Raw genomic sequence first — 13297 nt, 5'->3', positions numbered from 1 at the left:
CCCTGCCGCGCCCCGACGTCTCTTGCCCTCACCACCCGTCCCCCGGGCCCTTCCCGCGCGGCGCCGCCGCGCCATGCCGTCGTGCCCGCAGACCTTCCGGGTTCCCCCATGTCGAAACTCCGTCAGTTTCCCTCCCGCGGCGCCGTACGCGTCGCCCGTATACGCCCCGTCGACGTACTCGTCCTCCTCGGCGTCGTCGCGGTCTTCTACCTCGTGGCCCGGGTCGGCGCCTCGGCCGACCAGCCCTTCGACGCCGATCAGCCGCCGGTCGTCTCCACCGACCCGGGCGAGCTGCCCTACTACGCCGCGCGCTCCCTGTTCCGGATGTTCGCGGGCCTCGTACCCGCCGTGGTCTTCACCTTCGTCTTCGGCACCTGGGCCGCCCGCTCGCGGCGCGCGGCCAAGGTGATCGTGCCGGCCATCGACATCCTGCAGTCGGTACCGGTCCTGACGTTCCTGAGCATCACCGTCACCGGCTTCATCGCGATGTTCCCCGGCTCGACGCTCGGCCTCGAACTCGCCTCGATCTTCGCCGTGTTCACCGCGCTGGTGTGGAACATGGCGATGGCCTTCTACCAGTCGCTCATCACCCAGTCCAAGGACCTCGACGAGGCGGCCCGCCTGATGCGCCTCACCCGCTGGCAGCGGTTCTGGAAGGTGGACGTGCCCAGCGGCATGATCGCCCAGGTCTGGAACGGCATGATCAGCTTCGGCGCGGCATGGTTCGCGCTCTCCGCCTCCGAGACGATCAGCGTGCACGGCAAGGACAACGGCCTGCCGGGCGTGGGCTCGTACGTGGCGCAGGCCCTCGACAACGGACAGGGCTCGCGGGTCGCCCTCGCCGTCGTCGTCATGATCGCGATGGTCGTGTCCGTCAACTTCTTCTTCTGGCGGCCGATCACGGCCTGGGCCGAGCGCTTCCGCACCGAGGACTGCGAGATCGCCGAGCAGCCCCGCAGCTGGTTCCTGAACCTCCTTCGCCGCTCCACGGTGCCCGCGCTGCTCGGCCGGCTGCTGCGCCCGGCCGGTGAGCGCCTGGACCGCGCCATGCGCGTGCTCGGCACCAGCCCCGGGCGGCTGCGCCACGACCCGGTCCGGCGCAGGCGTGCCGACCTCGTCTTCCACGTCCTGTACACGGCGGCCGTCGCCGCGATCCTCTGGCAGGCCTGCTCGTACATCCTGGCCCATGTCCCGGTCGGCGAGATCGGGCACGCGGCCTGGCTCGCGCTCATCACGTACGGCCGCGTCATGGTCCTCGTGGTGTTCTCCACCCTGGTGTGGGTGCCGATCGGTGCCTGGATCGGCATGAACCCCAAGGTCAACCGGATCGCCCAGCCGATCGTGCAGGTCCTCGCCTCCTTCCCGTCCAACTTCCTCTTCCCGCTCGCCGTCGTGGTGCTCGGCGCCTCCGGCATCTCCCTGAACTGGGGCGCGATCGCCCTGATGGCGCTGGGCGCCCAGTGGTACGTCCTCTTCAACGTCATCGCCGGTGCCAGCTCCATCCCCGGCGATCTGCGCGAGGCCGCCGACGACCTGGGGCTCCGCGGCTGGCTGCGCTGGCAGAAGCTGATCCTGCCGGCCGTCTTCCCCTCGTACACGACGGGTGCGCTCGCGGCGTCCGGTGGCGCCTGGAACGCCTCCATCCCCGGCGAGCTCGTCAGCTACGGCACCACGACGCTGACCGCCGTCGGCATCGGCGCGTACATCACGCAGGCCACCGACTCGGGGGACTTCGCGCGCAACGTCCTCGGCGCGGTCCTGATGAGCGTCTACGTCGTGATCATCAACCGGCTGCTCTGGCGCCGTCTGTACCGCTTCGCGCAGCGCCGCTGCGCGCTGTGAGGCCGTCCGGTGTGCCGCCCCTCGTCCACCTTCCATCGCCCAGGAGCGATCCCATGAAGAACAACAACACCAAGAACACCGGTGCCCGTGCCAAGAACAGCATCCCCGTCCACCACATCCCCCTCGTCGCGGAGACCTCCGTCATCACCGTGAGCGGTCTGCACAAGCACTTCACCGCGCCCGGCGGCGACAGGCTGCCCGTCCTGGAGAACATCGACTTCACCCTGCGCGAGGGCGAGATCGTCGCGCTCCTGGGCCGCTCGGGCTCCGGCAAGTCGACGCTGCTGCGGCACGTCGCAGGGCTTCTCGCTCCGTCCAGCGGCACCGTGCACTACCGCGGCCGCCCGGTGGAAGGACCCAACCCGGGCACGGCCATGCTCTTCCAGTCCTTCGCCCTGATGCCGTGGCTCACGGTGCAGCAGAACGTCGAACTCGGGCTGCAGGCACGGGGTGTGGAGCCGGTCGCGCGCCGGGAGCGGGCCGTCGCGGCCATCGACATGGTGGGCCTCGACGGCTTCGAGAACGCGTACCCGAAGGAGCTCTCCGGCGGGATGCGCCAGCGCGTCGGCTTCGCCCGCGCCCTCGTCGTGGAACCGGACGTGCTCCTGATGGACGAGCCGTTCTCCGCGCTCGACGTGCTGACCGCGCAGACCCTGCGCAATGAACTGCTCGCACTGCTCACCCACCCCGAGAGCCCCACCCGTACCGCTCTCCTGGTCACCCACTCCATCGAGGAGGCCGTCCAGCTCGCCGACCGCATCCTCGTCCTCGGCACCGATCCCGGCACCATCCAGGTCGAGCTGCGCGTCGATCTGCCCCGGCCCCGCAACCGCCACACGCGCGGCTTCGAGGCCCTGGTCGAGGACGCCTACGAGTCGTTGACCGGCGAGCGCGCCGAACTGCCGCCCACCGCCGGCACGCACGACCCGCTGCGCGCCGCGACTCCCCTGCCGCAGGCCGACGTGGAGCAGCTCACCGGGCTCCTGGAGGAGCTCGACGAGCGCGGCGGAGAAGTCGAACTGGCCGTCGTGTCCGACGCGTTGTCCTACGAGCTCGACGACCTGATGCCGCTCGTGGAGGCGGCCGAGCTGCTCGGCTACGCACGGGTCGAGACCGGCAAGCTCCGTCTGAGCGGCACCGGGCGCGGCTTCGCGCGGGCCGACATCCTGACGCGCAAGCACCTCTTCGCCGGCGCCGTGCTCGCCAACGTCCCTCTCATCGCCACCATCCGCACGCTCCTCATGGCGTCCGACGGCGGACGCCTGCGCGAGCAGTACGTCACGGACCGGCTGCGCGCGAGCTGCCCGGAGCACGGTTCGCGACAGCAGCTGGGCACCGCGATCACCTGGGGGCGTTACGCCGAGCTCTACGAGTACGACGCCCGCGACGGCGTCCTGCTGCTGCCGCGCGAGGACCGCGGCGCGGGGAGCCAACGATGAGCGCGCCCTTGCTCTGCGCCGCGCTGTTCGCGGCCTCCGTGGCGGCCGTCGGATTCGCGTGCGTCGGCTGGGGGTCCTCCTGGCGGCGCACGGGCGGCGGCGATCTGTGGAACGGACCGGTCTGACCATGCGCATCGCCGTCCCGGCGCTCCTCCTCGCCGTCGTGCTCGTCTTCCCCGGCCTGCTGCCGAACACGCCGGGCCACCTGGGCAGCCTGACCGAGACCGCGCTGCCGTGGTGCGGCCTCGGCATTCCGCTGCTGCTGGTGTGGGCGACGGTCCGCCGCTCCCTCAAGGGGGCGGCGGCCGTGCTGGTCCCCTCGGTCGCCTGGGCCGTCCTGTTCGGACCCGGCATCGTCGCCGAACGCGGGCCCGGACACTCCGACCTCCAGGTCCTGACCCTCAACGTCGGCGGCGACCGCACCACTCCGCGTGACGTCGCCCGCGAGGTGCGGGCCACCGGCGCCGATGTCGTGGCCCTGGAGAAGGTGCCCCGGCCCGCCATGCGTACGTACGAACAAGAGCTGCGCGCCGCCTACCCGCACCGGGCGACGGGCGACACGCTCGGCCTGTGGTCCCGCTATCCGCTGCACGGGGTCGAGCGCCTCGACCTGGGCGGTGCCTGGCCGCACGCGATCAGGGCCGTGGCCCGCACGCCCGTCGGCGACACGGCGGTGTACGCGGTGCGCCTGCCGTCCGTGCGCGTCGGCGTCACCAAGGGCTTCGCCGTGCGGCAGCGGGACGCGAGCGCGGCACGCCTCGCCGAGCGCGTCGCCAGGGACCGGACCCCGCGCGTGGTGGTCCTCGGCGACCTCAACGGCAGCCTGCGCGACCGGGCCCTGGCGCCGCTGACGCGGGGGCTGCGGTCCGCGGACGACCGGGCGGGGCGGGGCCTCGGCTTCACCTGGCCTGCCGCGTTCCCCGTCGTCCGCATCGACCACGTCCTGATCCGCGGGCTCGAACCGACCGGGGCCGCCGTGCTCCCCGATCTCGGCAGCGACCACCGGCCGGTCGTGGCGGGGCTGCGGGCCGGCCGATGAGCCGGGTGACGCGCCGAGCCATGACCGAGGGGCGTGACCAGAGGGCGAAAGTCCCCGCCCTTGTGGACTTTCGCCTACGGGTCCCGACGCGTCGACCTGTGACGATCGAGACTACGGAAGATCATCTGCCGTACCGTCAACACGGCCTTGCCCGCAGGCAGTTGTCGGCTTCCGGCAGTCGTCCATCACACAGGAGAGGCAGGAAACACAGTGCGGACACCGGAGCCGCGCTCCTCCCCGTCGGGGCCGGGACCGCGAGCGCGGAACCCGCGCCGAGCCGGGACCACCGACACGGCCTCGGCCCGGTCGCCCCCCCCTCCCGGAACAACGCCACCAGCGCCGTCCAGGGCCAAGGGCCGGCTCGGCAAGCCCTACGTCTGGGGCGACGGCCCCCACGGCTTCGCCTGCTCGGGCCTCGTGCAGCACGCCTACCGGCACATGGGCATCGATCTGCCGGCCCCTCGCCCCGGCAAGTCGGTGCGCGTCTCGCCCTTCGCCGCCTACCACCCCCACCTGTACGGCCGTGTGAGCTGACCTCCCCGCTCCCCGGCACGCACGCAGAGAGCTCGCTGAAGGCTCGCAGAAAGTCCGCAGGAAGCTCACAGAAAGGCTGTCTCATGGCCCCGTCCCACGACCCGCGTACGCACGGTTTCCTGCCGCGACGTCTGCCCGCACCGCACCTCTCCGGCGCCTGGACGGATCTGGACGCCCTGGCCGCGTCCGCCGCAGCCGCACCGTCCAGGGAGGAGGCCCGCTTCCTCGTCGAGAACGCGGCCCGCAGCGGTGAGTTGACGCTGCTGCGCAGGCGCGTCGCACGACTTCCGCAACACCGGGCAAGGGCTGCGGCGATGCGGGTGGCGGTCGTCGTGGCGGCGTGCGGCTGGACCGACCTGGACCCGCTGGCACCCGTGTCGCGCCGGGCCGCGCACGAGGAGTTCCTGGGGCTGTGGGCGGCGCTCGCGCACCGCGGCGACCATCAGGAGTTCGTGGCGCTGCCCACGCTGTCGCTGCTGAACTGGGCGCCGTCGCGCAAGCCGGGCAGGACCGTGTCGGTGGACCAACTGGCCCGCACCGAGAGCCTCGTACCCATCGTGCGCTGGTCGCCGAAGGACCAGCCGCTGTCCCGGCTCGACCGGCTCATGCTGGCGGGGGTGCGCCTGGAGGCGCACGGCATCTGGATGTTCCGCCTTGCGCACTCACTGGCGGGCCGTTCCCCAGGTGACGACTCCGTGGCCGTCGCGCTCGCCCGCCTGACCCGCGTCCAGCACGCCCTGCGCAGACAACTCCACCTGGAGGAACGGCAGATGGGGCCCGCCCCGGCGACCGGGCAGCAGTGCGCGGTGCTCGTGGCCCTCGCCGAGCAGGGGGCGCTCGAGCCGCCGGTGCTGCTGACCGCCGACGCCGTGCTCGGCATGGGCGGCCGCATGGGCGGGGGCAGCCGCCACCAGTTGCGCCGTCACCTGCCCGACCAGCACCGCGCCTGGCTCTCCGCCCTCGACCGCCACAGCGCGGGCATCCACACCCTCACCCACCGCCGCGGCCCCGACGCGGACGCCTACCGCGAGGCCCAGGAGTCCCTGGTCGCGCTGCGCCGCACCTACGCGCAACTGGTGCGGACCGCCACCCTGGCGAGCGCGGGAACGTCACCCCGTCGGCACCGCGCCCTGCACGCTGTGAACTGAATCACACCCGAGGAGTGTCACGCTCGGCCGGTGCGAAGTGTCTCGATGGGTGGCCGCGGGGCCGACGAGAGGAGCCGAGTGTGATGCCGAAGTGCCGACGCGTGCGCGTGGTGGGGGTGGATCGTGGCCACTGACACCGAGGACGCCTTCACCGAGCACCGTCCGCTGCTGTTCACCATCGCGTACGAGATGCTGGGCAGCGCCGCCGACGCCGAGGACGTGCTGCAGGAGAGCTATCTGCGGTGGAGCGCGGTGGACCGGGCCACGGTCGAGCATCCGCGCGCCTATCTGGTCCGCCTGGTGACGCGGCAGTCGCTGAACCATCTGCGGGCGGTCAGGGCACGGCGCGAGGAGTACGTCGGCACGTGGCTGCCCGAGCCCATCCGCACGGCGCCCGAGGTGAGCGAGGACGCGATCCTCGCCGAGTCGGTGTCGATGGCGATGATGCTGGTCCTTGAGACGCTGAACCCCACCGAGCGCGCGGTGTTCGTGCTGCACGACGTGTTCGGCTACACCCACGGCGAGATCGCCGCCTCCGTCGGCAAGGCCGAGACCACCGTCCGGCAGATCGCCCACCGCGCGCGTCGGCACGTGCACGCGCGGCGCCGCCGTTTCGAGCCCGACTCCGGGGCCGCCCGTGAGGTCGTCGAGCGATTCCTGCTGGCGACGACGACCGGTCAGGTCCAGGCGCTGATGGATCTGATGGCGCCCGACGTCGTGCAGATCTCGGACGGCGGCGGGAAGCGGTCCGCCGCCCGCCGTCCGATCACCGGCCGCGACGACGTGGTCAAGTTCGTCCTGGGCGTCGCCCGCACCAGCTTCACCGCGAGGAGCAGCGTCGAGCACGCCACGTACAACGGCATGCCCGCGGCGCGCTGTCTCACCGACGGCGAACTCGACTGGCTGCTCGCCTTCGAGGTCGACGAAGGACGGATCACCCGCCTCTACGTCATGCGCAACCCGGACAAGCTGCACCGCGCCGACGCGGTGCGCCCCCTCGACCGAGGAGATCACCAGCCATGGAAACCATGACCGTCGAGCGCACCGTCGACGCCCCGATCGACGCGGTGTTCGCCTGGCTCACCACGACCACGAACTACACGAGCTCGCCGCTGGTGGTCCGCTGCCGACTGGCCGTTCGCGGCGAGGGCGCGCCCTACGGCGTCGGCGCGGTCCGCGACCACCTGTGGCTGATCGGCTGGTTCCGGGAGCGCATCACCCTGTACGACCCGCCGTTCGCCACCGAGTACGTCGTCGACCGCAGCCTGCCGCCGTCCCGGCACGAGCTGGGCCGCATGACGTTCACAGAGGTCGAGGGCGGCACCCTGGTGCGCTGGACCACGCGCGCGGAGATCCCCGTACCGCTGGTCGGGCCGTTCCTCACCCGGCGCGTCGCACGGCCGGTCATCACCCGCACCTTCGGCAACATCCTGGAGGCCGCCGAGAAGGCGCTGGCTCCGCGGCGCGCGCGTGCGGGGTCGCAGAGCGACTGACTCACGTACGCGCACACCGCCCAACCCACGTGCACACACCGGCCGTTCACCTTCCGCACACGGACAGGACGCGTTACCTATCGGTAAGTCGTCACACAGGGAACGCACACTCCCGATGCCCCACCGCGTTCCCCTACCCACGACCTGTCCCCGAAGGAGTCCTCACGTGCTCACGTCCCGCAGTGCCCGCCCGGCGGCGCTCGCGCCCGCTCTGGCTCTGGCGGCGCTCGCCGTCGCCGTGCCGTTCCCGGCCAGTGCCGCGGCACCGCCCGCCGTGACCGCGCGGGCGGAGACCCCCGTCCTGCACGACGACGAGGCGGGCGGTGACGCCGACGCGGACGACCCGGCGATCTGGCGCAACGCCGCGGACCCGGACCGCAGCCTGGTGATCGCCACGGCCAAGCAGGGCGGCCTGCGCGTGTACGACCTGGGCGCCCGCGAGGTGCAGTCCGTGCCGGCCCCGGCCGCACCGGCTCCGGACCGCGCGCCCGGCCGCTTCAACAACGTCGACCTCGTCCACGGGTTCCGCCTGCCGTCGGGCCGGGCCGACCTCGCGGTGACCAGCGACCGGGGCGGCGACCGGCTGCGTTTCTACCGCATCACCCCGAACGGCCGCGGGGGCCCGCTGACCGACGTCACGGCCCCGGCCGCGCCGCCCGTCTTCTCCTCGTCCCAGGAGGAGATCGACGAGCAGCGCACCGCGTACGGCCTCGCCACCTGGACGGACCGGGCGACCGGCCGCTCGTACGCCCTGGTGAGCCGCCGCGAGCGCACCAGCATCGCTCTGCTGGAGCTTCTGCCCGAGGCCGACGGGACGGTCGGCTACCGCAAGGTCCGCACCCTGGATCTGCCCGCCGGCTTCCGTCTGCCGAACGGAACTTCGTGGTCCCCGTGCGGCGAGCCCGGTGAACTCCCGCAGGTCGAGGGCATGGTGGTCGACCCTGCGAACGGCACGCTGTACGCCGGTCAGGAGGACGTCGGCATCTGGCGGATGCGCGCCGACCTGACCGGGACGCCGAAGCTCGTCGACAAGGTCCGCGAGTACGGCGTCCCCGGCACGTACGACGAGGAGACCGAGGAGTGCACCGCGGGCGCCGACCCGGGCTACGGCGGCACCCGAATCTCGGCGGACGTCGAGGGCCTCACGCTCGTGACCGAGCCGGACGGCGACGGGCTGCTGCTCGCCTCCAGCCAGGGCGACAACACCTTCGCCGCCTACGACCGCGAGGTGTCCGACGCCAACGAGTACGAGGGCGGCTTCCGCGTCGCTCCCGCCTCCTCCGCCCTCGACGGCTCGGAGGAGTGCGACGGGGCCGCCGCCCTCGCGGCCCCGCTGGGCTCCGCGTACCCGAACGGCCTGCTGGTGGTGCAGGACGGTCACGACGCACCCGGGGACGGTGAACGCCCCTCCACCAACTTCAAGTTCGTGGATCTGGGACAGGTGCTCGACGCGGTCGACGACTGATTCCTCCGATTCCTCTGCTTCCTCCGCCGCGATCAGCCAGGTGCCCCTTGAGCGTGAACCCCGGCGCCTCGACATCGCCGGGGCTCATCTCGACTCCAAGATCCAGGAGTCGACGGGCCGCAAGGTGGTCGCCGGGGCGGTCGACCGACTCGACCGCCCGCAGTTCGTCGCCCCGGAAGAGGAGCACCGAGAACGCGCCGGGGGCCTCACCGAGCACCAACTCGGTGTCGTGGCCCTCGGCGACTCCGGCGATCTGCAGGGTCGTGGAGAACTGCTCGCTCCAGAACCAGGGCAGTTCACCATAGGCGTGGTGTGATCCGGTCAGCCGCTCGGCGACCAGGCGGGCGTGGCCGACGGCGTTCTGCACCGACTCCAGGCGCAGCCGACTGTCGGAGCGCACCTGCAAGAACGCCGCGCAGTCGCCGATCGCCGAGATGTACGGATCGCCGGTGCGCAGCCGGGAGTCGACGGTGATGCCGCCGCCGACCGGGAGACCGGCGGCGGCCGCCAGTTCCGTGCGCGGTTCGACTCCGATGCCGACCAGGACCAGGTCCGCCGGGAGCCGGCGGCCGTCGCTGACCTCCACCGCCGTCACGGCTCCGCGCCGGTCGCCGTGCAGGCCCACGACGCCCTGGCCGAAGAGGAGTTGGGCGTCCTTCTCCCGGTGCAGCCGCGCGAAGTGCGCTGCGGTCCGCGCCGATACGGCACGGGCGAGCGGACGGTCACGTGCCTCGACGACCGTCACCTCGCATCCCGACTCCCGTGCCACGGCGGCGAATTCGAGACCGACGAACCCGGCCCCCACCACCACCGCGCGCCGGGCCGCGCGGAGCGAGGCACGCAGTGCGGCGGCGTCCCGCGCGGTGCGCAGGGTGTGCACGCCGCGCAGCCCGGCGCCCGGCACCGCGAGCCTGCGCGGCCGGGCCCCGGTGGCCAGGACGAGATGGCCGTAGTCGCGGACGGAGCCGTCGGCGAGGCGGATCGTACGGGCGGCCGGATGGATCGCCGTCACGGTGCCCTCGACCAGTTCGATCGACTGGCGTGCGTAGTACGTCGCGGGCCGCAGCCACAGCAGCGACTCGTCGGCGTCGCCTTTGAGGTACGCCTTGGACAGCGGAGGGCGCTCGTACGGGAGCGCGTCCTCGCCGCTGATGAGCGTGATGCGTCCTGTGTAGCCGCGCTCGCGCAGGGACGCCGCCGTCTGGTAGCCGCCTTGCCCCGCACCCACGACGACGACGGATGCGGGGTGTGCGCCGTTCGTCATCAGTTCTGCCGTTCGGGGAGGTGGACGGTCAGGCCGTCCAGTGCGTCGGTCACTTCGAGCTGGCAGCTGAGCCTGCTGGTGGGCCTGCGCGGGCTCGCGGTGAAGTCGAGCAGGTCGTCCTCGTAGGGCTGCGCGGGCTCCAGGCGATCGGCGACGGCCTCGTCGACGTAGACGTGACAGGTGGCGCACTGGGCGTTTCCGCCGCACTGGGCGACGATGCCGTCGATGTCGTTGAAGACGGCGCCGCGCATGACGCTCGTGCCGTGAGCGACCTCGACCGTCGCCTCGGTGCCGTCGGCGGCTACGTAGGTGATCTTGGGCATGCCGGAACTCCTCGATGGCATCCGTCGGGGCGCGAGGGCGCGCCGCGGCACGGATGCGGGTGAAGGGAAGAAGGGGGAAAGGGTGTTGAGAGAAGTTGAGAGAAAGGCTGTTCAGAGAAAGGGTGTTGCGAGAGGGGGTTGATGGCGCCGCCCGTGGCCGACGGGGGACACGACACCCCTTGCCGACTCGCCATCGCCTGGGGGCCGTTCGGACACGCGACGTCCTCGGCCCGAGGTGCGGCGGCGCGTTGGAACGTACCAGAGGAGCACCCGGCGCGCCAGGACTGACCGCCCGGAGTGATCGCCAGGACTGACCGCTAGGACTGGTCGCTAGGACTGGTCGTGTCCGCGCTCACGGCGGGGATCGGGCAGGTGGTGTGTCATGAAGGGCCTGCTGGTGATGAACTCCCGGAATTTCAGCGCGGCTTCGGAGAGATGCGTCTCGCGGTTCCACACCAAGGTGAGCACCCGGTGGCAGTCAGGTGCGTCCAGGTGCACCCAGGCCACCGGGACGCGCGTGTGCGTACCGACCTGACGGGAGATCGCCGGGATGAGCCCGATGCCGAGGCTCGCGCTGATCATGTGCTGGCTGGCGCCCGGCTCGTCGCCCTCGCAGGACACCAGCGGCGCGAGCCCTTCGGCCGCGAACAGCCGGTCCAGGAGGGCGCGTTGCCAGTGGCCCTGCCGCGTGGTGACGAAGGGTTCGTCGGCGATCTCGGGGATCGTCACGCTCTCCCGGCCGTCGAGCCAGTGCCCATAGGGAACCGCGAGCAGCACCTCCTCGCGGGCCAGTTCGATCTGGTCCAGGTGGGAACCGCTCAGGGGCTGCGACGCGACGCAGAAGTCGACGTCCCTGGCGCGCAGTTGGCGGTCCATCTCCTCGGCTGTCGACTGGTGGAGCCGCACGTCGGCACGGGGGTGGGCGGCGCGGAAGCTGCCGAGCAGCGGGGCGATCGTCAGGAGCGTCTCCGAGGCGACGCTGACGCGGCCGAGCCCGAGGTCACGGGCCTCGCGGATGGCCCTGCGGCCGTCGTCCAGCTCGCTCAGGGCGCGGTCGACGTGACGCAAGAAGATCGCGCCGTACTGGTTGAGCCGGATGCGGCGGCCCTGTCGGTCGAACAGCGGCGAGCCGAGCTCACCCTCCAGGCGCGCGATGGTGCGGCTGAGCGAGGGCTGGGCGACGCACAGCTCCTCCGCGGCACGGCTCATGTGCTCGTAACGGGCTACCACCTGGAAGTAGCGCAACTGCAGAAGATCCACGGGCCCACCTTCACTCATGCCTTCCGCGTCATCTTCACATAGCGGAACCGGTCTTGGAATGCATAAGCGATTCTCCCTACGGTCTTCATCGAGGTCACCGCACGGGTGACGGGCAACGGCGCCCGGCATCCGTACACGCGACGCGGGGGCCTCCCTCTTCCGGCTTCCGCCCTCCACCCGTCCCAGGAAGGTCACATCATGAGCGCTGCGGAGCTGGCCCGACTCCAGTTCGCGGCCACGACCGGCATCCACTGGCTGTTCGTGATCCTCACCATGGGGCTCGTCCCCCTGGTGGCGGTCATGCACACGCGGGCCGCCTTCACCCGTGATCCGACCAAGAGAGCCGTCCGGGAGCGCATGACCCGCTTCTGGGGACAGCTCTACGTCATCAACTACGCGGTCGGCATCGTCACCGGCCTCGTCATGGAGTTCCAGTTCGGGCTCAGCTGGAGCGGCCTGAGCAAGTTCGCGGGCAATGTCTTCGGCGCGCCCCTTGCCCTCGAAACCCTTGTCGCCTTCTTCGCCGAGTCCACCTTCCTCGGCATGTGGATCTTCGGCTGGGGCCGACTGCGCAAGGGCGTGCACGTCACGCTCATCTGGCTGGTCGCCCTGACCGCGTACGCCTCCGGGTACTGGATCATGATCGCCAACGGCTTCATGCAGCACCCCGTCGGCTACGAAGTACGCGACGGCGCCGCCTATTTGACCGACTTCGGGGCGCTGCTCACCAACTCCAGCGCCCTGGTCGCACTCGCCCACGTCTCGCTCGGCGCGCTCACGACGGGCGGCGTCTTCGTCGCCGGCGTCAGCGCGTACCACTTCCTGCGGCGCACCAAGGAGACCGAGCTGTTCGGCGGCTCCATGCGCTGGGGGATCTGGGTGTCCATGGTCGCCTCCTTCTTCGTGGTCGTCGTCGGCGAGATGCAGCGGCCGGTGATCGAGCGGACCCAGCCCATGAAGGAGGCGGTCCTGCGAGGCAGCGGCGTGGCCGAGGCACAGGCCCGGCTCGTCGAGGAGCACGGTCCCGGCGACTACGTGCCCTGGCAGGACACGATGCGGATCTCGATGGACGCGATGACGATCATCGGCAACACCGTGTCCACCATCACTCTCATCGCCGTCCTCCTGCTCTGGAGGAACCGCCTGATGCGCTGGCGCCCCGCCCTGTGGGTGCTGGTGGCGACGGTGCCGTTCCCCTTCATCGCCTCCGTCGGCGGCTGGCTCGTCCGCGAGGTCGGGCGCCAACCCTGGCTCGTCTACGGCGAGTTGACGGTCGAGGACGCGTTGTCCCACGTCAGCACGGCCGCGCTCGCCGTGTCCTGCACCGTGTTCATCGCCGTCTTCCTCGCACTGGCCGTGACCAACTGGACGCTGATCACCCGGTTCGCCCTCCGCGGTCCCGACGCCACCCAGCTCGGCGCGACCGAGCCGCTCCCCGAGGAACCGTCCGACCGGGCCGAACCGATTCTCTCGATGGAAAGTTGAGCGAC

12 protein-coding genes and 1 pseudogene are annotated in these 13297 nt (G+C 71.5%); 10 read left to right on the top strand and 3 right to left on the bottom strand.

Annotation, left to right across the window (positions count from 1 at the left end; genetic code table 11):
* Nucleotides 1-108 precede the first annotated feature (108 nt).
* The 9 genes and pseudogenes from AB0B50_RS01425 (at nucleotide 109) to AB0B50_RS01385 (ending at nucleotide 8960) form a co-directional block, all read left to right on the top strand.
* Nucleotides 109-1842 (top strand): ABC transporter permease subunit, encoded by a 1734-nt coding sequence (locus tag AB0B50_RS01425; protein ID WP_362323782.1) that lies wholly within the window; start codon nucleotides 109-111, stop codon nucleotides 1840-1842.
* Between the two features lie 53 nt (nucleotides 1843-1895).
* Complete coding sequence (locus AB0B50_RS01420) at nucleotides 1896-3281, top strand: nitrate/sulfonate/bicarbonate ABC transporter ATP-binding protein (RefSeq protein WP_362323779.1); 1386 nt, start codon at nucleotides 1896-1898, stop codon at nucleotides 3279-3281.
* The gene (locus AB0B50_RS01415) at nucleotides 3278-3406 is read left to right on the top strand and encodes a hypothetical protein (RefSeq protein WP_362323776.1); all 129 of its coding nucleotides are present in this window, start codon (nucleotides 3278-3280) and stop codon (nucleotides 3404-3406) included. Before AB0B50_RS01420 ends, AB0B50_RS01415 begins: the two co-directional genes overlap by 4 nt.
* 2 nt (nucleotides 3407-3408) lie before the next feature.
* Complete coding sequence (locus AB0B50_RS01410; RefSeq protein ID WP_362323773.1) at nucleotides 3409-4320, top strand: endonuclease/exonuclease/phosphatase family protein; 912 nt, start codon at nucleotides 3409-3411, stop codon at nucleotides 4318-4320.
* A 210-nt stretch (nucleotides 4321-4530) separates the two neighbouring features.
* Nucleotides 4531-4734 (top strand): annotated as a pseudogene (locus AB0B50_RS01405) (NlpC/P60 family protein); the annotation flags it as partial.
* Nucleotides 4735-4937: 203 nt separating this feature from the next.
* Nucleotides 4938-6002, top strand: coding sequence for a hypothetical protein (locus tag AB0B50_RS01400; protein ID WP_362323770.1), 1065 nt, complete (start codon nucleotides 4938-4940; stop codon nucleotides 6000-6002).
* Nucleotides 6003-6191: 189 nt separating this feature from the next.
* Nucleotides 6192-7034, top strand: a complete 843-nt coding sequence (sigJ, locus tag AB0B50_RS01395) for an RNA polymerase sigma factor SigJ (protein ID WP_362325009.1) — start codon at nucleotides 6192-6194, stop codon at nucleotides 7032-7034.
* Nucleotides 7022-7495 carry an SRPBCC family protein gene (locus AB0B50_RS01390; protein WP_362323767.1) on the top strand — a complete coding sequence of 158 codons (474 nt, stop codon included), beginning with the start codon at nucleotides 7022-7024 and terminating at the stop codon, nucleotides 7493-7495. Before sigJ ends, AB0B50_RS01390 begins: the two co-directional genes overlap by 13 nt.
* A 166-nt stretch (nucleotides 7496-7661) precedes the next feature.
* Entirely contained in the window at nucleotides 7662-8960 is a 1299-nt protein-coding gene (locus AB0B50_RS01385; RefSeq protein WP_362323764.1) for a phytase, read from the top strand.
* Here the strand turns inward: AB0B50_RS01385 and AB0B50_RS01380 are convergent.
* The 3 genes from AB0B50_RS01380 to AB0B50_RS01370 form a co-directional block, all read right to left on the bottom strand.
* Nucleotides 8914-10224 (bottom strand): FAD-dependent oxidoreductase, encoded by a 1311-nt coding sequence (locus AB0B50_RS01380; protein WP_362323761.1) that lies wholly within the window; start codon nucleotides 10222-10224, stop codon nucleotides 8914-8916. The two genes, AB0B50_RS01385 and AB0B50_RS01380, sit on opposite strands and share 47 nt — an antisense overlap.
* On the bottom strand, nucleotides 10224-10547 hold the full coding sequence (locus AB0B50_RS01375) for a 2Fe-2S iron-sulfur cluster-binding protein (protein WP_362323758.1): 324 nt from the start codon (nucleotides 10545-10547) through the stop codon (nucleotides 10224-10226). Before AB0B50_RS01375 ends, AB0B50_RS01380 begins: the two co-directional genes overlap by 1 nt.
* 330 nt (nucleotides 10548-10877) lie before the next feature.
* Nucleotides 10878-11807, bottom strand: coding sequence for a LysR substrate-binding domain-containing protein (locus AB0B50_RS01370; RefSeq protein ID WP_362323755.1), 930 nt, complete (start codon nucleotides 11805-11807; stop codon nucleotides 10878-10880).
* 198 nt (nucleotides 11808-12005) lie between these two features.
* On the opposite strand from AB0B50_RS01370, the gene AB0B50_RS01365 reads away from it, so the two are divergent.
* A complete protein-coding gene (locus AB0B50_RS01365) occupies nucleotides 12006-13292 on the top strand; it encodes a cytochrome ubiquinol oxidase subunit I (protein WP_362323752.1) in 1287 nt (428 codons plus the stop codon).
* The last annotated feature ends 5 nt before the right edge of the window (nucleotides 13293-13297 follow it).

Origin of the sequence: Streptomyces sp. NPDC041068, assembly GCF_040647455.1 — a bacterium.
Classification (GTDB): Bacteria; Actinomycetota; Actinomycetes; order Streptomycetales; family Streptomycetaceae; genus Streptomyces.
The sequence above is the reverse complement of the archived record's forward strand: the minus strand, read 5'-3'. Positions and strand labels throughout refer to the sequence as shown.